This window comes from Rhodanobacteraceae bacterium, assembly GCA_016713135.1.
Classification (GTDB): Bacteria; Pseudomonadota; Gammaproteobacteria; order Xanthomonadales; family SZUA-5; genus JADKFD01.
In genome coordinates this window covers 129,470-148,262 of the sequence record JADJPR010000004.1, presented here as the reverse complement: position 1 = coordinate 148,262, position 18,793 = coordinate 129,470, and the positions used below count along the sequence as shown (strand labels likewise).

The 18,793-nt window shown below is 61.8% G+C and carries 16 protein-coding genes and 1 pseudogene; 10 read left to right on the top strand and 7 right to left on the bottom strand.

From position 1 onward, the window contains the following. Nucleotides 1-43 precede the first annotated feature (43 nt). Nucleotides 44-1,204, top strand: coding sequence for a hypothetical protein (locus IPK27_06410; GenBank protein MBK8067254.1), 1,161 nt, complete (start codon nucleotides 44-46; stop codon nucleotides 1,202-1,204). Nucleotides 1,205-1,446: 242 nt separating this feature from the next. Next, entirely contained in the window at nucleotides 1,447-2,127 is a 681-nt protein-coding gene (locus tag IPK27_06405) for a tail fiber protein (GenBank protein MBK8067253.1), read from the top strand. A 296-nt stretch (nucleotides 2,128-2,423) separates the two neighbouring features. Here IPK27_06405 and IPK27_06400 read toward each other — a convergent pair whose 3' ends face one another. Continuing rightward, nucleotides 2,424-3,440 carry a transposase gene (locus IPK27_06400; GenBank protein MBK8067252.1) on the bottom strand — a complete coding sequence of 339 codons (1,017 nt, stop codon included), beginning with the start codon at nucleotides 3,438-3,440 and terminating at the stop codon, nucleotides 2,424-2,426. A 198-nt stretch (nucleotides 3,441-3,638) separates the two neighbouring features. On the opposite strand from IPK27_06400, the gene IPK27_06395 reads away from it, so the two are divergent. Together IPK27_06395 and IPK27_06390 are read left to right on the top strand one after the other, a co-directional pair. Continuing rightward, entirely contained in the window at nucleotides 3,639-4,430 is a 792-nt protein-coding gene (locus IPK27_06395; protein MBK8067251.1) for a hypothetical protein, read from the top strand. A 911-nt stretch (nucleotides 4,431-5,341) separates the two neighbouring features. After that, complete coding sequence (locus tag IPK27_06390) at nucleotides 5,342-6,229, top strand: hypothetical protein (protein ID MBK8067250.1); 888 nt, start codon at nucleotides 5,342-5,344, stop codon at nucleotides 6,227-6,229. Between the two features lie 352 nt (nucleotides 6,230-6,581). Here the strand turns inward: IPK27_06390 and IPK27_06385 are convergent, their stop codons facing one another. Then, nucleotides 6,582-7,367, bottom strand: coding sequence for a hypothetical protein (locus IPK27_06385; GenBank protein MBK8067249.1), 786 nt, complete (start codon nucleotides 7,365-7,367; stop codon nucleotides 6,582-6,584). A gap of 441 nt (nucleotides 7,368-7,808) precedes the next feature. On the opposite strand from IPK27_06385, the gene IPK27_06380 reads away from it, so the two are divergent. Then, a complete protein-coding gene (locus IPK27_06380) occupies nucleotides 7,809-8,852 on the top strand; it encodes an alkaline phosphatase D family protein (protein ID MBK8067248.1) in 1,044 nt (347 codons plus the stop codon). A gap of 362 nt (nucleotides 8,853-9,214) precedes the next feature. Next, a complete protein-coding gene (locus IPK27_06375; GenBank protein MBK8067247.1) occupies nucleotides 9,215-9,466 on the top strand; it encodes a hypothetical protein in 252 nt (83 codons plus the stop codon). Between the two features lie 247 nt (nucleotides 9,467-9,713). Here IPK27_06375 and IPK27_06370 read toward each other — a convergent pair whose 3' ends face one another. Then, nucleotides 9,714-9,932 carry a hypothetical protein gene (locus IPK27_06370; GenBank protein MBK8067246.1) on the bottom strand — a complete coding sequence of 73 codons (219 nt, stop codon included), beginning with the start codon at nucleotides 9,930-9,932 and terminating at the stop codon, nucleotides 9,714-9,716. Nucleotides 9,933-10,019: 87 nt separating this feature from the next. Between IPK27_06370 and IPK27_06365 the strand changes: the two genes are divergently transcribed. The 3 genes from IPK27_06365 (at nucleotide 10,020) to IPK27_06355 (ending at nucleotide 12,917) form a co-directional block, all read left to right on the top strand. Next, nucleotides 10,020-10,529, top strand: a complete 510-nt coding sequence (locus IPK27_06365; protein ID MBK8067245.1) for an O-acetyl-ADP-ribose deacetylase — start codon at nucleotides 10,020-10,022, stop codon at nucleotides 10,527-10,529. A gap of 69 nt (nucleotides 10,530-10,598) precedes the next feature. Further along, nucleotides 10,599-11,975: a delta-60 repeat domain-containing protein gene (locus IPK27_06360; GenBank protein MBK8067244.1), complete on the top strand. Its 1,377-nt coding sequence runs from the start codon at nucleotides 10,599-10,601 to the stop codon at nucleotides 11,973-11,975. 90 nt (nucleotides 11,976-12,065) lie between these two features. Then, complete coding sequence (locus IPK27_06355; GenBank protein MBK8067243.1) at nucleotides 12,066-12,917, top strand: hypothetical protein; 852 nt, start codon at nucleotides 12,066-12,068, stop codon at nucleotides 12,915-12,917. Here the strand turns inward: IPK27_06355 and IPK27_06350 are convergent. The 3 genes and pseudogenes from IPK27_06350 to IPK27_06340 form a co-directional block, all read right to left on the bottom strand. Then, a pseudogene (locus tag IPK27_06350) lies at nucleotides 12,907-14,926 on the bottom strand (NADPH-dependent 2,4-dienoyl-CoA reductase). The gene IPK27_06355 and the pseudogene IPK27_06350 sit on opposite strands and share 11 nt — an antisense overlap. Nucleotides 14,927-15,157: 231 nt before the next feature. After that, a complete protein-coding gene (locus IPK27_06345) occupies nucleotides 15,158-16,219 on the bottom strand; it encodes a saccharopine dehydrogenase NADP-binding domain-containing protein (protein ID MBK8067242.1) in 1,062 nt (353 codons plus the stop codon). Nucleotides 16,220-16,247: 28 nt separating this feature from the next. Next, entirely contained in the window at nucleotides 16,248-17,681 is a 1,434-nt protein-coding gene (locus tag IPK27_06340) for a M20 family metallopeptidase (protein ID MBK8067241.1), read from the bottom strand. Between the two features lie 233 nt (nucleotides 17,682-17,914). Here IPK27_06340 and IPK27_06335 point away from each other — a divergent pair, with 233 nt between their 5' ends. Continuing rightward, entirely contained in the window at nucleotides 17,915-18,208 is a 294-nt protein-coding gene (locus IPK27_06335) for a helix-hairpin-helix domain-containing protein (protein ID MBK8067240.1), read from the top strand. 132 nt (nucleotides 18,209-18,340) lie between these two features. Here IPK27_06335 and IPK27_06330 read toward each other — a convergent pair whose 3' ends face one another. Next, nucleotides 18,341-18,769, bottom strand: a complete 429-nt coding sequence (locus IPK27_06330) for an HIT family protein (protein ID MBK8067239.1) — start codon at nucleotides 18,767-18,769, stop codon at nucleotides 18,341-18,343. Nucleotides 18,770-18,793 lie beyond the last annotated feature (24 nt).

The following is an 18,793-nucleotide window of genomic DNA, read 5'->3' as shown; positions in this document are numbered from 1 at the left end:
AACGGCTTAATGCGGCGTTAGACTTATTCGGAGGAGGAGAAGCGTGGAATTCCCGAGAAAACTGGTTGCAAAAGAGCTTGGAAGCAACCGTGAATTTGAGTTTATAGACTCCGTCGAGTTCTTGAAGTGGGCAAGGGCCGAATCCGAGTATTGGCGAGTTGAAGAAAGAACTCTATATCAAGCATTAGATGCCATTATTGGTGGACAAGTTTCCTTTTATAATAACCTCATAAGCAATGTGGAATCCTTTGAGTCCAATCCAAGCGATCCGTTGTTCGCGAAAATCCAGCACAGATTCAACGAGCCGCTGGAAAAGGGGCAAGTGCTCACATCCTCCCATCCACAAGCGGGCGTGATTGTTGAGACATTGAAAGTTGATCCAACGTCCGGCGCACTTAGACTTCTGGCTAACTTGCCGTTTCAGAAACAAATTGAGATTTTGACTAACCACACGGTTCCAATTTGTGCAGCGCTACTTCGCACATTTTCCACGACGCAAGGCAGCCTTGGATGTAATTCAACGCTAGATAACGCAAGGCGTGAAATAAGTGCTGTACTATCGAAGTTAGACAAAGATCACAACTCTGCCATAGAGTTCCTGAAGAATGAAAGATCTAAGTTCGATGAATTGGCGACGGATCAGCTGGCCGCCCTGAAAACTTGGGGAGAAGAGCAAAAGCAGTCTTTAGCTCGCCTTGACGCGAACTGGAGTGAATTGAAGGACTTTGTTAAAAACGAGCTTGCCACTTCTGCTCCCGTTGACTATTGGAAGAATAGAGCTACGAGGTGCAAGAACGCTGCACGCATGTGGGGAGTCGTATTCCTTGTTCTCTGCGCTGCGGCTCTGGGAATGTTCTGGAAATGGGGCGTTCCGCTCATCGGCACAGACGATTCAAAAGCCACTTTTGTTGCTTTGCTTCCCATCGTGCTACCCGCGTTCATTTTTATTTGGTTGCTTCGCCTCGTTGCGCGCTTGATCTCGGACAACATTTCGTTGATGAGAGACGGGGAAGAACGCGCCACGATGATCAATGCATTCTTGGCCCTCGCCAGGGAAAAAGGTGCGGAAAAGCCTCTGATTCGTGCGGATGACCAATTGCTAATACTCAATGCTCTCTTCAGGCCATCGGCCGTTTCCGGCGTTGATGACAGTCCCCCTGTGGGGATCCTGGAGCACTTGCTGAGGACCACAAAGAAGCCTTAAGAGGTGGAGGATAAGCTAACTATGCAATCAAGGCGATCACGGAATGGGCTCTTCGTTCTAGGTAAACTACCGTGCCGCAATGGCCTATTTCGACTTTATATCTCACTACTCAACTGTTGAAGGATGGCCGTCGGCCTTGAACCAGGTGATGCCTAGCTATGCATTCAAGCCGATTGCGGTATTGGCTCTTGGCTCAAGATAGACTATCGTGCCGCCGCGAATAATTGCGACGTTTGGCTTTCTTGAAAACCCACGACCATCCGGTCGAGGGAAACATCGGTGACATAACAATCGGGAGAGGAGTCATGCCAATCGTTGGAGAGGTCCGTTCCTTTGCGAGTGATGATATTTGGTTTGAGCGAGAGCTGCTGCGTTACGGGTGGCTGCCCTGCAATGGCCGCTCGCTTTCCTGCGCCACTTATCGTCTTCTCTATAAGGTGATCGGTGCACGTTGGGGGTCTCGTGACCCAAATCTTACGTTTCTGCTGCCTGACCTTGAGGGTTACTTCCTTCGAGGAAGAGTGAGGGAGCCGTCGGATATCGATCCGGATCCTCGGGTAAGTAGGAACCCGCTTCCGCCGGTTAACATGCGTTCCGTTGGCAGTTATCAATCGGACGCAATGCGTGGGCATGGTCACGGCCTTGGACTGCAGCGCTACGGGGGGCGGATAGAATACGCTGAAGGAGCACAAACGTATATGGGAACTGGCGTCCCGATACCAGCGACGGATTCCACGTCGAATCCATTGGGACAGGGATTCGGTGCGGAAACGCACCCCATAAACGCATATGTCGCGTTTTACATTTTCGCCGGCACGCTAACTCAGCAGTTGGAGCACACTATCTCTCTGCCCGAAAAGGCGTGTGGCGACCAAGAGGTTGAAGAGATTATTCACGCCCTGTCTGATGGAGGGAACGCCTAAGCACCAAGGGAGTTCCCCCGGCTCTACCGGCGTGGTAGTAAAATTTTGACATTTGCTGGAGTCCATCGCGGCGGAAAGCAGGGACACCCAGCGATTCGTTCACAGCATGAAGCCCCGGAGCATGATTTCGCCGCCGATAAGCACCGAAAAAGCGGGGACACCCAGCGATTCGTTCACAGCATGAGGCCCCGGAGCATGATTTCGCCGCCGAAAAGCATCTGGATTCAATGCCTTGGAACTAGCGGCAGCAACACGCCCAGGCGCCCGCGGCGCCGAAAGTGGCTGGGTGTCGCCGATCAGTTCGCGAGCGAGCGAGCCACGCCCAAGCCGCGCAGCCAACGCTGGCCTATCTCCGCAGCCTTGTCGATCAGTGCGCCCTCGCTGCCGATGACACGACAGAATCCTTGCTCTGGTTTGACTGCGCGTACGCGGTCGGTCCACTCAGAGGCATCCATTCCCAGGCGCCGAAGGACGGCGGGCGGTTGCCCAGTGATGCGCCCGCGCTTGGTGGGGTGCCACTGGCGGCCGGTGATGTCGACCAGTTCGATGTACTCGGTGCTGGAGAGTGCCGTCACCGACAGTCCGCGAATACCCAGTATTGGCGCGAGAACCGGACCGCGCGGGTTCTTGGCGGGTGGACCTGGGGAATCGCACTCAGCCAAGGGCCGCGGTGACTCCGAAAGATACTCGGATTCGATGACCCGGATGCGCTTGAGGATGCTGGTGTGAACGGAACCCTCAAGGTCTGCGGTCATGCCGGCGCGGATCGGATTCAAGTCGACATAGGCCATAGCCGACAGCACGGCGGTCTCGTCGAGGAGGACCTGGGATCGGAAGCGTCCTTCCCAGAACCGGCCCTTGCAGTGATCTTCGACGTTTGCCCGCCGGGCGATGGGCTCGCTCAGCGACTTCATGAACCACGAAAGGCTGCAGAGCCGCGAACGCAGCACGCCCAAGCGGTCACTGTTACCAACGATCTGCGCCTTCGCCGCTTCGAACTGACCGTCCTCCGGCGGATACAGTCCCAGCCAGCGGGCGGCGATCTCGTCGGGGCTCCAGGTCCTGGCGATGTCGGCATGCATCTCGATCACCACATGCAGGTGATTGCTCATCACCGCGTGGGCCCAGATCGAGACGGCATACAGCGCCGCCAACTGCGCCAGGCGGTCTTCGACCCACTGCCGGCGATGCTCGTGATCGGCGCCGGTGAGAGGATCCTGCCCGCAGAGCCAAGCGCGGCGTAAACAGCGGGACACGCAGTGATAGACACCATGGGCGTTGGCAGGGACCAACAGGGAGCGGGCTTGCGTCATGGGGAGTAGCATTGCCCAGACGGCCGGCTCGCGCAGTCGGAAAGTTCTGACGGCGGTGTCGGAAAGTTACCAATTTGCGCGTGTCCTCGCCTCTGTAACTATGCAATCAAGCCGATTGCGGGACAGACTCTTGGCTCAATCCGGATATTTTCGTGCCGCAACGGCTTATTGCGGCGTTAGAACTCAGGTGGAGGGATTATGGCAGTTGACATCAAAGCATCGCTAAATTCGATCACGGAGACCCTGCGAGAAGCCGAGAGCGCGGCACTCCATTCTTATTACTGCGACATAGATAGCAACGAGCGATCCGAATCTGAAGAAGTTGGGCGCTATCTCGTCGAGCGTGCATTCATTGAACTGATGGTCCTGTCCGAAGCTCTCGGTTTGGAGAAGACACGATCAGAAATCTTAAGGACTCTCGATCAGGCTAAGACTGGCGATTTGATCTTGAGCAAAATGGGGTCAGAAGAGCCCTTTCTTGTCTGGTGCTCAAAGGCCAGTCAGTTTGTACAGTCTATCGCGTCCGTGCACGGAATTGATGAGTCAAATTTCTCGGCAACCATCGATCTTAAGGCAGTACTTAGGCGTACGGAGTATGTAATATGCGATCGATCATTATTCGGGTCCGTGCCTACCAAGGAAGCAGACGTGCATGACCGCATCGAAGCAATTCTCAAGTGTCAGTATCCGGACCTTAAGCGAAAGCCAACACTTTCGAAGCCGATTAAGAATTTTGAGCCAGATAGTGGCATTCCTTCTATCAGAACTTTGATTGAATATAAGTTCGTAACTTCGAAAGCTGAGGCGAAGCGCGTGGTTGAGGAGATATTGGCCGATACAAGGGGATACCGCTCGCCTTCGTGGTCGTCCATTCTGTTTGTTATTTACGAATCCACCCGTGTATTTCCAGAAGATGAATGGAAATCTCTGCTAAAAGAGTGTGAGCTGACGCCTTCGAATGATGTTATTGTACTGTCCGGACATGCGTAGTCTGAGTTCCCAAAGGCAGGGACACCCGGATGCGCTTGAGGATGCTGGTGTGAGCCGAGCCCTCAAGGTCTGCGGTCATGCCGGCGCGGATCGGGTTGAGGTCCACGTAGGCCATGGCCGACAGCACGGCGGTCTCGTCGAGCAGTACCTGGGATCGGAAGCGTCCTCCCCAGAACCGGCCCTTGCAGTCGTTCTCGCTACGGAGATTCTGTAGAGAAGTTCCACGCCAAGATACGGGCTGGATTAACAGGAGGCCGTTGGTCTATCGCTTGTCCATTTCAGCCCGACGCATTCAACCATATGCCGGACGTTGTAGATTCGGTGAAAGCATTTATCGCTTGCTTCAAGCCTGAACGCACGAGAGTTGTATTTCTTTCTGCAAACCGCCACGGTATTCAAATTGATCAATTCTTGCCGGGCCGGGACCTCATCTTGGAAACGCGGGCAACGGGCGCAGAAGTGATATGTGTGGATGCTAGGAACCGCACGGCGAACGGTCTCCATTTCAGCCCGGTGCTTGCTGACTTTTTTGACTTTACGTAGTTTAGGGAAGCGGGGACACCGAGCGAGGGAAGCGGGGAGACCCAGCCACTAGCTGGGCGTGAGGAAGTCTGGGACAATAGATTCGATCTTGGAAAGCATCTCGATTCAAAGTCTCGGAGCTAGCGGCCATCGAATCCGCCGCCGAGGAACGCAGGCACACGCGCTAGCCAGCACAAGAGATCGTCGCCGAGGCGCTGAAGAATTTCAAGGTTCGGTTTTGAAAATCAAAATTATCGGTTAGGCCAATGATAAGTCATACGGCAAGACGCATCCTGAAGCGGTCCCTGGTCGCTGGATCGATTGGTTTTGCGTTTGGTTTCCCGGTCGCGTGGACAGCGTCCCGGCATACAATATTTCTAGAGTGGTCGGTGCAATGGCTTTGCGCTTCAGTTTGCGCATTTGCCGTGATAATAAGCGCCTGGCGCAATAGCTGGAAGCACGCGCTTTCCAGATCTGACAATTTTCTGATTCTTGCGATAGTGGCGGCTATATTCGGCCAGTTTATTGGATCGGCGCATTATTTTTTGTACAATTTGACTCCTGACGATTACGAGATCGAGCAGTCTTTCGGCCAGCGACTTCGGAGTGATCTCGAGGCTACTCTCAGTGATGCTTTGGCGGGTGCAAGGCCCTGGCGGGAGTTGCTCGTTGAGCTCAGTGTCGATAAAGAACTCCAGGCGACTTGTGTCCAATTGGTTCTTGGTTACGGACATAGTTGCCTCATTAGTGTAGGTGGCCGAGATTTGAAAATTGTGGAGCAGATAGCGCAACAGCAGCGACCCTTGGGGGAAGGGGATCGTTACAATTTCAAGATTGAGATCATGGAGGGTGGCCGCTCTGTTGCTGTTGCGAGCCATCGCACTGGTCACTCCAGTGAGTTCTTCAAAAGACTTCGGTCGAATGCGGGTGCAAGGTCGTCAGATATTGCGGATTATATTTCGGGCCTATTTCCAAAGACCGTGATGCGTTACGATGATTTGGCAGAGCAGAACGTTCAGTTGCGTGCCAAGCCATACGTCCCAATGAAGTACTTCATGCTTCAGTGGGCTCTTGGTGGTCTTGGCAAATCTGCAGGCTGGATTAAGCCGATTTATGGTTTGGGGCTTTTGCTGTCGGTGTTTGAGATTGCGATAGTGTTTCTCTATTACAGTCTATTTGTTAGTCTCATAGTGATGGGTCAAGTGAGGGACGGGAGCGGGGAAAGGAGGAATGGGAGGAGCCTCCCGAATCGCCAGGACGATCTGGTTGAAAAGTAGTACAAAAGCGGGGACACCCAGCGATTCGTTCGGAAAAGCGGGGACACCCAGCGATTCGTTCGCAAAAGCAGGGACACCCAGCGATTCGTTCGGAGTCATGAAGCCCAGAAGGATGATTTCGCCGCCGAAAAGCACCCGGATTCAAGGCAAAAGCGGGGACACCCAGCGATTCGTTCGTAAAAGCGGGGACACCCAGCGATTCGAAAGCGGGGACACCCAGCGATTCGTTCACAGTCATGAAGCCCAGGAGCATGATTTCGCCGCCAAAAAGCACCTGGATTCAACGCCTTGGAACTGGCGGCAGCAACACGCCCAGGCGCCCGCGGCGCCGAAAGTGGCTGGGTGTCGCCGCTCAGTTCGCGAGCGAACGAGCCACGCCCAGGCCGCGCAGCCAGCGCTGGCCGATCTCGCCGGCTTTGTCGAGGAGCGCACTTTCGCTGCCGATGACGCGACAGAATCCTTGCTCTGGTTTGACTGCGCGTACGCGGTCGGTCCACTCAGAGGCATTCATTCCCAGGCGCCGAAGGACGGCGGGCGGTTGCCCAGTGATCCGACCGCGCTTGGTGGAGTGCCATTGGCGGCCGGTGATGTCGACCAGTTCGATGTACTCGGTGCTGGAGAGTGCCGTCACCGACAGTCCGCGAATACCCAGTACCGGCGCGAGCACCGGACCGCGCGGGCTCTTGGCAGGCGCACGTAGGGAATCGCCCTCGGCCGCGGGCCGCGGTGACTCCAAAAGGGATACGGACTCGATGACCCGGATGCGCTTGAGGATGCTGGTGTGAACGGAGCCCTCAAGGTCTGCGGTCATGCCGGCGCGGATCGGGTTCAGGTCCACGTAGGTCATCGCCGACAGCACGGCGGTCTCGTCGACCAGCACCTGGGACCGAAAGCGACCCTCCCAGAACCGGCCCTTGCAGTGGTCCTCGACGTTTGCCCGCCGGGCGATGGGCTCGCTCAGCGACTTCATGAACCAGGAAAGGCTGCAGAGCCGCGAACGCAGCACGCCCAAGCGGTCGTTGTTACCGACGATCTGCGCCTTTGCCGCTTCGAATTGGCCTTCCTCCGGCGGATAGAGCCCCAGCCAGCGGACGGCGACGTCGTCCGGGCTCCAGTCCCGCGCGACGTCGGCATGCATCTCGATCACCACATGCAGGTGATTGCTCATCACCGCGTAGCCCCAGATGGAAACGGCATAGAGGTCCGCGAGTTGCGCCAGGCGGTCTTCGACCCACTGCCGGCGATGCTCGTGATCCGCGCCCGTGAGCGGATCACGCCCGCACAGCCACGCCCGACGCACGCAACGCTAGACGCAGTGATAGACACCGTGTGCGTTGGCGGGGACCAGCAGGGAGCGGGCTTGCGTCATGGGAAGTAGCGTTGCCGAGACGGCGAGCGCGCGCTGTCGGAAAGTACTGACGTCCGTGTTGGAAAGCCGCCAATTTGCGCGTGTCCTCGCTTTTTCTGCTCTCCTTTCTGCGTGTGCGCGTGTCCTCGCTTTTTCCGTGTCCTCGCTTTTCTGGTGCGAGAAGTCGCTCCTTGACGAGACATAGAGATCAGGCACTACCGGGAGTACAAAATGACGACTTTGGTGTTCGGTTCGTGCATGATGCACGACGGCAAAAATGGAATGTCGGTGTGGGCCGATGCTCTCGCCCACCGCCCCGACTGGTTGCTGCTCGGTGGCGACAATGTCTACCTCGACTACTTCCCGACTCTGGGTGCGCCGGCGGGTTGGACCGTCGAAAAATTCGCGACAGAATTGTTCGAACGCTATCGGGAGCAGTTCCATACTCGCAGTCTACGTGCCTTGGCAAATTCGATCCCCGCAGGACAGGTCATTGGCACCTGGGATGACCACGACTTCTGCTGGAACAACTGCTACGGCGCGGACACGAAGCACGATGTCCCCAAGAAGCGCCGCATTGCACGGGTGTTGTTTCATCACTACTTTCAAGCCTTGAATTTACGACCTCTTCCTGCCGCCCTGCCCGCGATCCCGCTCGGAGTTCAATCGCTTCTCGACCACCCGTTCGCCGATCAGGAAACGTACAACGCTTTTGACCTGGACCCGTTTCGAGTGCTTGTTTGCGATGGGCGCTACTACCGGGAACGATGGGATGGGTCAGGCGCAACCAATACCGCGAGTCTCCTCGGAGCTACACAGGAGGCGTGGTTGTTGAACGAGATCAAGCAAGCGCAGCGCCCCATACTGATAATTTCTGGTTCGACCCTCTCTGGCGCTAGTGACCAGGCTTGGGACTATTACACCGACTTCTACATCAAACGCCTCCAGCCCGCGTTGAAGAACAAGGTGGCGCTATATCTCGGTGGGGACATTCATAAGAATCGGCTGCATCAGCATCCCAACACAAAGACGACTGAAGTTGTCTCGTCCGCTGTGCGAGTGCCCTTTAGTTCACGCCGCTACGGAGTGATCGACTTCAACACCAAGGAAGCGAAGATATTTTTGTATCGCCGAGGCGAGGTCGACACATCAGGAATCCTGGACTTTGGCACGGGAAAACTGGCCATGGCCATGGCAGAAGTGCAGTCACTTTCCACATCGCGCGCGGCTGCTCAGAGGCGCGCCGCAGTGATGAGGATTCGTGGGAAGAAATGATTCTGATAACCACTTGATTTCTTGATAACCCTTTTCATGAGGCGATTGACGATTTTTCCATCGGCCGCCAACTTGAGTATGCCAGAGTTAGACAGATCCAATGAAATCTTCATCTCGCGCGTGTCCAACAGGTTCCGAAAGACTGGCGTCGCGCGGGTTTGCGAGAGCGGTTGCGCGGCTACGCTCCCACCCGCTGCAAGACGCGAGTGCAGGAAGACTTTCCGCAGGTGGCAGCTGAACCCGTCTAGAGGCGTAGTAAGTCGCCGAGAAGCACATCGAAGCCGCCTTAGTTCACGAGGTTAAGTGAGCGATCGCGGTATTCGTAGGCCGCCATGGAAAACTTAACATTTGGAGAATGAAAAATGGACAGCGGACTCTTGCTTGTGATTGCGTTCGTCGCCACTGTAGTTTCGGAAGTGGTTTTACTCAGCAAGAGCGGAAGTAAGTACGGTGCAGGAGGGATCCAGATGGTTGGATTTACAGTCGTAGCCTTCTTGGGTGATTTCTCAGCATTAGTCGTAAGCAGCCCAAATAACGCTTCTGCGGTGTTTGGGCTATTGGGAGCAGTTGCAGGGTTTCTTGTCGGAAAGGGTGCACCAGGTAAAGATAATTGACTGTGCGTTCAAGCCGCCCGCGAAACAGGTTGTCCCGCGCTATTTGAGTGCAGGAAGCAACTGGCGAGCTTAACAGGCCGTGTTTTAAGGCGGAAAAATAGCGGAGGACACCCAGCAATTCGTTCTCAGTCATGAAGCCCAGGAGGACGATTGCGCCGCCAATAAGCACCCGGATTCAACGCCTTGGAACTGGCGGCAGCAACACGCCCAGGCGCCCGCGGCGCCGAGTATGGCTGGGTGTTGCCGATCAGTTCGCGAGCGAGCGAGCCACGCTTAGGCCGCGCAGCCAACGCTGGCCGATCTCCGCAGCCTTGTCGACCAGCGCTCCCTTGCTGCCGATGACACGACAGAATCCTTGCTCCGGCTCGACCGCGCGTACGAGGTCGGTCCACTGGGGCGTCCATTCCCAGGCGCCGGAGAACGGCGGGCGGTTGCCCCCTGATGCGCCCGTGCTTGGTGCGGACACTCTCGGGGAATCGCCCTCGGCTGGAGCCTTGGCGCGCGGTGATGGCTGTCCCAGACTTTGCCTGGACCTGCTTTCCCGGAGACGCCGATGACCCTGCTGCGCGCTGTCCAGGCGGATATCACCACGCTGGCGGTGGACGCCATCGTCAATGCGGCCAATTCGTCTTTGCTGGGTGGCGGCGGGGTGGATGGGGCGATCCACCGGGCGGCGGGGCCGGAGTTGGTGCAGCAGTGCCGGCTGCTCGGCGGTTGCGACACCGGGGATGCCAAGCTGACGCGCGGCTATCGCCTCCCGGCGCGTTGGGTGATTCATACCGTGGGGCCGGTGTGGCGCGGCGGTGGTCATGGGGAGGCGGACTTGCTGGCGTCCTGCTACCGGCGTTCGCTCGCGATCGCGCAGTCGCGCGGGATGCACTGCGTGGCCTTTCCGTGCATCAGCACCGGGGTTTACGGCTACCCGCGGGAACCGGCGGCTGACGTGGCGCTGGCGGCCGTGCGCGCAGCCGTGGCCGCGGGCGGCAGCGTGCGCGAGGTGATCTTCTGCTGCCATTCGGCGGCGGACCTGGCCCTGTACGAGGGCCTGCTCGCGGACGGCTGACGCACCGGATGTCAGGCGGCGCGGCGCGACAGCGTATGTGCGGGATCGATCATCACCCGCGGAGCCTGCATGCGCATCCTGTTCTCACTGCTGCTGATCGCCGGCAGCGCGCACGCCCTGCAGGATGGGGACGTGGACACGAGTTTCGGCGCGAACGGCTTTCGCTATCTGGACACCGTCCCGATCGGCGGGGTGCCGACCAATGAGCGTGGCCAGTACGCCGCGCGTTTGTCGGATGGGCGGCTGCTGGTCGCTCTGCAGGGGCAGCAGTCGGGAGCACAAAGGGCGATCACGGCGGTGTTCTCGGCCGACGGCAACACGCTGCTGGCGTCGCAGGAGTTCGCCCTCGATTTCAGCAACGGCGTCATCGATCCACCGACGCGCGGCTTTGGCATGGACGACGCGGGCGCGCTCTACATCGGTGGCACCTCCAGCGCCAGCGGGGTCGCCCAGGCTTATGTGCTGAAGGTCTTGCCGCCCGACTATGCGGGGCTGGATGAGACCTGGGGCAACGCGGGCGTGGCCACGTTGGCGCCATTGACCACCACCAGCTTCCTCAATGCCATGCATGTAGAGGCCGATGGCGACGTGGTGATCTGCGGCGACGGCCGGCTGCCGGATGGCCCCTTGATCGGCTTCTGCTCGCGCTTCCTCAGCAACGGCACGCTCGACGAGAACTTCGGCGAGGGTTACTTCGTCATCAACGAGGCCGCCGTTCGGCTGAACCTGATCCAGAGCGTGGCGCCCACCGAGGACGGTGGCTACCTGATCGCCGGGCAGGCCACACTGACGGATGGGCTGCGCTACAACCTGATCGCGCGCCTGACTCCCTTCGGCACCCTGGATCCGACTTTCTGCGCCGCCTGCACCGGCGCGAACGTAGTGCTCAGCGCGCCTGGCTTTCGCGTCGACCCCGGCGAGGTGCTGTTTTCCTGCCCGCGCATCGCGCTGCGGCCGGATGGCGAGATCGCGCATGTCAGCATCGATTACCGCAGCGGCGGCAGCACGCTCGCCTATCGCAGGTACAGCGCGAACGGAGCCCTGACCGGCGGCGTATCGGAAACCTATCCCGGGGTGTTCGCGCACCAGGGCTGCGACAACCTGCTCAGCGTGCAGCTGGACAACAAGGTGGTGTTGGCCTACAGCCTGCGCCTGGACGGCATCCAGTACGGCGCGCTGATCCGCTATCCGGCCGCGCCCTCGCTGGCGCAGCCGCGCGATCCGATGTTCAGCGCCGCCGCCGAGTTTATCCGCGCGCCGCTGCCAGGCGCTGTCCTGGGCGGCAGCAACGAGTGCAACTACGCGCTGGTCGAGGCCGATGGCATCCTGTGCGTGGGACTGACGCGCGTCAGCGACGGCCCGACCAACATCGACCTGATGCTGGCGCGAGTGGTCAACAGCGTGCCGGATGCATTGCTTGCGGACGGGTTCGAAACACCGCCCTGAGGTCGCGTTGCCGGGCCTGCGGGTGCCCGCAATGTCCGCATCCGCTGCCCGCAATCGTTTCCGGCACCAGGGCAGACGGAACAACCGGCCATGAGCAGCAGGGCAGAGCGCGCGCGGCGCAGCGGTGCGGTGAAGATCACGCCGCAGGACATCGACAAGGTGCGCCGGCGCGGTCCGGCGGCGCTGGCCTATTACCGGGAGATCGGGCTGGCGGAGGTGCGCGCGCGGGCGACCGCGCTCACCGTGGCGGGCGCGATGCCGATCTTCGGCGCATTGGCACTCGGGTGGTCGCCGGCCTCGATGATGGTGTTCATGATCTTCGATGCGGCAGTGACGCTGGCGCTGGACTGGGTGCGGCTGCCGCTGGCGCGGCGCTGGATGGAAGCCAGCCATGCGCGCGACGGCGAAGCCGGCGAGATCGTCGGGATCGTCGATGGCCTGGAGGACGGCACCGGCATGCGCACCCCGCGCGCCGGCACGCTCGGGCCGCTCGGCGTCATGGGCATGGGACTGGTGGTCAGCGTGTTCATGGTCCCTGCCACCGCAGCGGCAATCGAGCCGATCGGCCTGAGTTCGCTGGCGGCAGTGCTCGCCGAGCCCTGGTTCCTGCATCTGCTGGCCGGCGACGCTGCCCTGCGGTTGCTCAACGCCCTCCACGGCGTGTGGCGCGCGCGCTCGCGTCCGCCGGGCGAGGTGATGATCGTGGCCGAGTCCGGCAACGTGGTGATGTTCTACCTCGGCCTGCTGGTCCTCGTGTGGCTGCCGCTCAGCTTCGGCCACGCCGGCCTGCTCATGCTGTTTGCCGCGATCTACCTGTTCCGCATCGGTTTCGGGCTGTTCTCGCTGTGGTGGATGCCGCGCGCCGTGGCGGCGCTGCAGCGTCGCCTGGACAGCGGCGACTTCTCAGTGGCGCGGGTGGTGTCGGAGAAACTCAGAGGGTAACTGCCAGCCGCGTGCCCTGGTCGATGGCGCGCTTGGCGTCGAGTTCGCCCGCGGTGTGCGCGCCGCCGATCAGGTGAACCTTGATCCCCGCGGCGACCAGTTCGTCGTGCAGAGTGCGGTTCGGCTCCTGGCCGGCGCAGATCACCACGTTGTCGACCTCCAGCGTGCGCACATCCTCGCCGGTGCGGATCTTCAGGCCGCGCTCGTCCACACCCTCGTAGCTCACGCCGCCGATCATCTCGACCCGCGCCATCTTCAGCGTGGCGCGATGGACCCAGCCCGAGGTCTTGTTGAGCCGCTCGCCGAACTTGCCGGCCGAGCGCTGCAGCAGGTAGACCTGCCGCGCCGGCTTGGCCGGCTGCGGCTTGGCCAGTCCGCCGCGGCTGGACAGCGTCGCATCGATGCCCCACTGGCGGTACCACTCGGGCGGATCGATGGTCGGCGAATGCCCTTCGTGCGTCAGGTACTCGGCGACATCGAAGCCGATGCCGCCCGCACCGACGATGGCCACACGGGCGCCCACCGCCGCCTTGCCGGCGAGCACATCGACATAGCTCAGCACCTTGGGATGATCCTCGCCCGGGAACCCGGGGCGGCGCGGGGTGACGCCGGTGGCCACGATCACTTCGTCGAAGCCCTTGAGCGCGGCCACGTCCGCGCGCGTGCCGAGCTTCAGATCGATGCCGAGTGACGCGATGCGCACGCGGAAATAGCGCAGGGTTTCGTGGAACTCCTCCTTGCCGGGGATCTGCTTGGCCATGTTGAACTGGCCGCCGATCTCGCTGGCGGACTCGAAGATCGTCACCGCGTGGCCGCGCTCGGCCAGCGTGGTGGCGGCCGACAGCCCGGCCGGGCCGGCGCCAACCACCGCGATGTGCTTCTTCTGCGTCGCCGGCTTCACCACGATCTCGGTCTCGTGGCAGGCGCGCGGGTTCACCAGGCAGGAGGCGCGGCGGTTCTCGAACACATGGTCCAGGCAAGCCTGGTTGCAGGCGATGCAGGTGTTGATCTCCTGCGCCTTGTTGGCGGCGGCCTTGTTGACCCAGGCGGCGTCGGCCAGCAACGGGCGCGCCATCGACACCATGTCGGCCTGGCCGCTGGCGATGATCTTCTCGGCCACGTCCGGCATGTTGATGCGGTTGGTGGTCACCAGCGGGATGCGTCACCTCGCGCTTCATCTTCTCGGTGACGAAGGCGAAAGCCGCGCGCGGTACGCTGGTGACGATGGTCGGCACCCGCGCCTCGTGCCAGCCGATGCCGGTGTTGATCAGGGTGGCGCCGGCGGCCTCGATGGCCTTGGCCAGTTGCACGATCTCTTCCCAAGTCTGGCCGTCTTCGACCAGGTCCAGCATCGACAGGCGGTAGACGATGATGAAGTCGCGCCCGACCTTGGCGCGGATGCGGCGCACGATCTCGGTGGGAAAACGCATGCGGTTCTCGTAGGAGCCGCCCCATTCGTCAGTGCGCTGGTTGGTGCGTTTCACCAGGAACTGGTTGATCAGATAGCCCTCGGAGCCCATCACCTCGACCCCGTCGTAGCCCGCATCCCGGGCGTAGGCGGCGGTGCGCACGAAGTCCTCGATGGTGTTTTCGATCCCGCTGCGGCTCAGCTCGCGCGGGCGGAACGGGGTGATCGGCGATTTGATCGGGGAGGCCGACACCGACAGCGGGTGGTAGCCATAGCGCCCGGCGTGCAGGATCTGCATCGCGATCTTGCCGCCGTGTTCGTGCACCGCGGCGGTGACCTTGCGGTGGCGCTTGACCTCCCACGGCCACGACAGCTTGGACGCGAACGGTGCCAGCCAGCCGTTGATCGACGGCGCGATGCCGCCGGTCACGATCAGCGCCACGCCCCCCGCCGCGCGCTCACCGAAATAGGCCGCGAGCTTGTCGTAGTCCTTCGCCCGGTCCTCCAGGCCCGTGTGCATCGACCCCATCAGCACCCGGTTGCGGAGCTGAGTGAAGCCGAGGTCCAGCGGCGACAGCAGGTGCGGGTAGGGGGAAGTCATCGGGCCGGTGTCCGTACGCCAGGGTATGGCGGAGGCTGCACCGGATTGGGCGAGCAGGCAAGCGCCCGGACTTTGCTCGGGGGGAATCGCCTTGGGTGGAGCGTCAGGCGCACCGCTGTCGCGGGGCGGCTCCGCCCACGAATACCAGAGCCGCCGGCGACGAGTCGACACGCGACAAGCAAAGACCCGGAAACATCAAGCCAGCGACACGGAGAAAGGTGTGCAAGCCCCCTACTTCAACCGGTGCAACTTCACCCCCGGCAAGCTGCTCAACGGCTCACTGCCCAGCAACTGCGCCGGCGTAGTGAACCCCTCCGGCACATGCCCGGTCAGGGCGCGCTCGGTGGCTGCAAGGGCCGCGTGGACGGTGAAATCGTAGGGATCGGGGCACTCGACCACGGCGCGCAGACGGTTGCCGATCTCGTTCACCACCTCGCCATAGACCCAGCTCTTGCGCTTGGCGCGCGCTGCTTCGGTGGGACCATCCGGGGTGCGGGCCACCCAGTTTTCCAGCAGCTTGCGCAGCGGGCCGTGCTCGAACCAGCCGCGCTTCTTGAGCACGAAGCGCATCACCGCAGGCACCGCGGCGTAGCTCTGGATGTGCGGGATATTGGTCGACAATCCGGCGCTGAGGACATCCGCGCGCCAGGGGAACAGCACGGCGCGCTGTTCCTTGCCGGGACCGAAATCGATCGTGCGCGATTCGCTGGCGGGCTCGGCGGCGACCAGTTGCCCGGTGCGGCGCACGAACCCGCTCTGCTGCAGGCTTTCGAGGAAGGTGGCGAGCGTGCCATGCGAGGCACTGGCACCCGCCGAGAAGGCCAGGGTCAGCGTGACCGCACCCGCGAGATTCTCGTTCAGCCAGTAGGCCAGGCAATCACTGGCCAGGACCCCGAAGCCCACGCCGGGCAGCAGCATGACGCCGGCCTCGCGCGCGCGCTCGTCCAGGCGCTGGACGACGCGGTGGTCGGCGATTTCGCTGGCAATGTCGAGGTAGTGCGCACCGGTGCGCAGGCAGGCCTGCGCCAGGGTGGACGCGGTCAGCGAGAACGGACCCGCGCAGTTGAGCACCAGGCGCACCCCGGCCAAGCCGCGGTCGATGACATCGCGGTGGCTGCTCATGTCGAACACGCGGTGGGCGCCGCCGATCTTCGCCGCCAATGCCTCGATCCTGGCCGCATCGCGACCTGCGAGGATCACATTGTGGCCGCGCGCCTTGGCCGCCTGTGCGATCAAGCGGCCGCTGAAACCGGTTGCGCCGTACAACAACCAGCTTGGCTTGAATGTGGCCATGGCCTTCTCCGTCCTTGGATTTTCGCGCTCAGCCGGCCGCGGCCGCGGCATCCGCCTCGGCCTGGGTGCCGCCGCGATTCACGTAGTGCTCGTGGATCACCTTGGCCATGCTGGCGGTCAGCTTCTTGCCGGTGGGGATGTGCAGGAACTCGTTGGGGCCATGCGCGTTGGACTTCGGGCCGAGCAGCCCGGTGACCACGAACTGGGCCGCCGGGAAGCGCTCCTGCAGCATGTTCATGAACGGGATCGTGCCGCCCTCGCCCATCGCCGCGGCGCGTGGGCCGAAATACTGGCGCGAGGCCTCGTTGACCGATTCGCGCAGCCAGCTGGCGGTGGCCGGTGCGGCCCAGCCGGTCGCCGATTTCTCCACCTCGAATTCGACCCGGGCGCCATAGGGCGGATCCTTTTCCAGCGCCTCCTTGAGCAATCGCGAGGCGCGCTCGCCGTCCATCGTCGGCGGCAGGCGCACCGAGAGCTTGACCGAGGTGTACGGGCGCAGCACATTGCCGGCATCGGTCAGCGACGGCAGGCCGTCGGCACCGGTGACGGACAATGTTGGCCGCCAGGTACGGTTGAGCACCAGGTCGGACAGGTCCTGGCCCATCGGATGCATGCCGGGCAGGAACGGGAACTTGTCGTAGATCGCCGTGCCGAGCACCTGCGAGGCTTCCTTGGCCTGGTCGACGCGTTCGCCCGGGATGTCCACATACAACGGGTCGATCAGGATGCGGCCGGTGGCCGGATCCTCGATGCGGTCGAGCAGCTGCCGCAGCACGCGGAAGGAACTCGGCACCACGCCGCTGGCATCGCCCGAATGCACGCCCTCTTCGAGCACGCGCACGCGCAGGGTGCCGCCGGCCAGGCCGCGCAGGCTGGTGGTGAGCCACAGCTGGTCGTAATTGCCGCAGCCAGAATCGAGGCAGACCACCAGGCTGGGCGTGCCGATCCGGCTGGCGAGGTGGTTGATGTAGAAGGGCAGATCGTAGCTGCCCGATTCCTCGCAGCCCTCGATCAGCACCACGCAGCGCGAGTGATCCAGCCCGCGTTCCTTCAACGCCATGATCGCGGTCAGCGAGGCATAGGTGGCGTAGCCGTCGTCAGCGCCGCCGCGGCCATAGAGCTTGTCGCCGGAGAGTACCGGGGTCCAGGGCGCGAGGTCCACGTTCCAGCCGACCATTTCCGGCTGCTTGTCCATGTGCCCGTACAGCAGCACGGTCTCGTCGCCCTTGCCGGGGATCTCGATGAACAGCAGCGGGGTGCGCCCGGGAAGCTGGATGCGCTCGACCTGCATGCCGCTGATCGGCTGCTCGCGCACCCAGGTTTCCAGCAGGCTCATCGCCTCGTCCATGTAGCCGCGCTCCACCCAGTTCGGGTCGAACATCGGCGACTTGTTGGGGATCTTGATGTAGGTGGAAAGCTGCGGAACGATCTCCCGATCCCACTTCTCGGACACGAAGTCCATGACCTTCTGCGTCTGCGACACGAGTTGCTCCTGAAACTTGGGTCGCGCGATGCGGCGCAACCGTTGGTAACGCCGAGTCTACCTGCTGTCGGATTTTTCCTACACCTCGTCGTGTCCTTTTCGCTCGTGCCGATGCGGGATTCGCTGGACGCGGCGCGCCCGCTGGCTGCGTAGCTTGTGCATCAGCCGGACGACGACCGACCGGCAACCACCACCGCACAAGGAGCACTCCGATGAACATCTTCAAGAACCTGCTGCTGGCGCTCGCGCTGTCGCTGCCGCTGTACGTGTCCGCCGGCGAGCCGGTCAACATCAACACCGCCGACGCCGCGGCGATCGCCGACAACCTCAACGGCATCGGCGAGGCCAAGGCCCGCGCGATCGTCGAGTACCGCCAGAAGAACGGACCGTTCAAGAGCGCCGACGAACTGGTCAACGTCAAGGGCATCGGCCTGAAGACGGTCGAGAAGAACCGCGATCTGATCCGCACCGGCGGCGCGGCCCCGGCCAAGCCCGCCACTCCCTGATTCCCGCCGCCCGCTGCATCGCCGACTCCCCAGGGCGGTGCAGCGGGCACGGGGATGCCCCGGAGACCGCTCAGGCAGCGGCGTCATGGATGACACGGCCGGGCTCCCAGGAGTCCGGCCGAACTGCGTGCGTCATCCGCTGGCCAGCGCGGCGCGCACACGCTCGGCGTAGTCCTCGCGCTCGGCCTCGGTGGAGCGCGGGAGGGGCCCCGGATAGACCCGCAGGAAGCCATCCCCGACCAGGCGCGGATGCACGTGGATGTGCAAATGCGGCACTTCCTGGTGGCCGCCCGGGCCGATCGAATGCCACAGGCTCAGCCCGTGATTCGGAAAGGCCTGCGAGACCGCGCGGGTGATGCGCGAGGTGGTGGCCATCAGCGCCGCGCCGGTGGCCTCGTCGAGTTCGCGCACATCGTTCAGGTGCGCGCGCGGAATCACCAGCACATGGCCGGGATGGAACTGGCGCAAGTCGATGAAGGCCAGCGTCAGCGCGTCGGCGTGCACGATGCTGGCCGGCGCGCGGCCAGCGACGATCTCGCAGAAGATGCAGGGTTCGGACATGGGCACCTCGGCCAGTGCGGGACG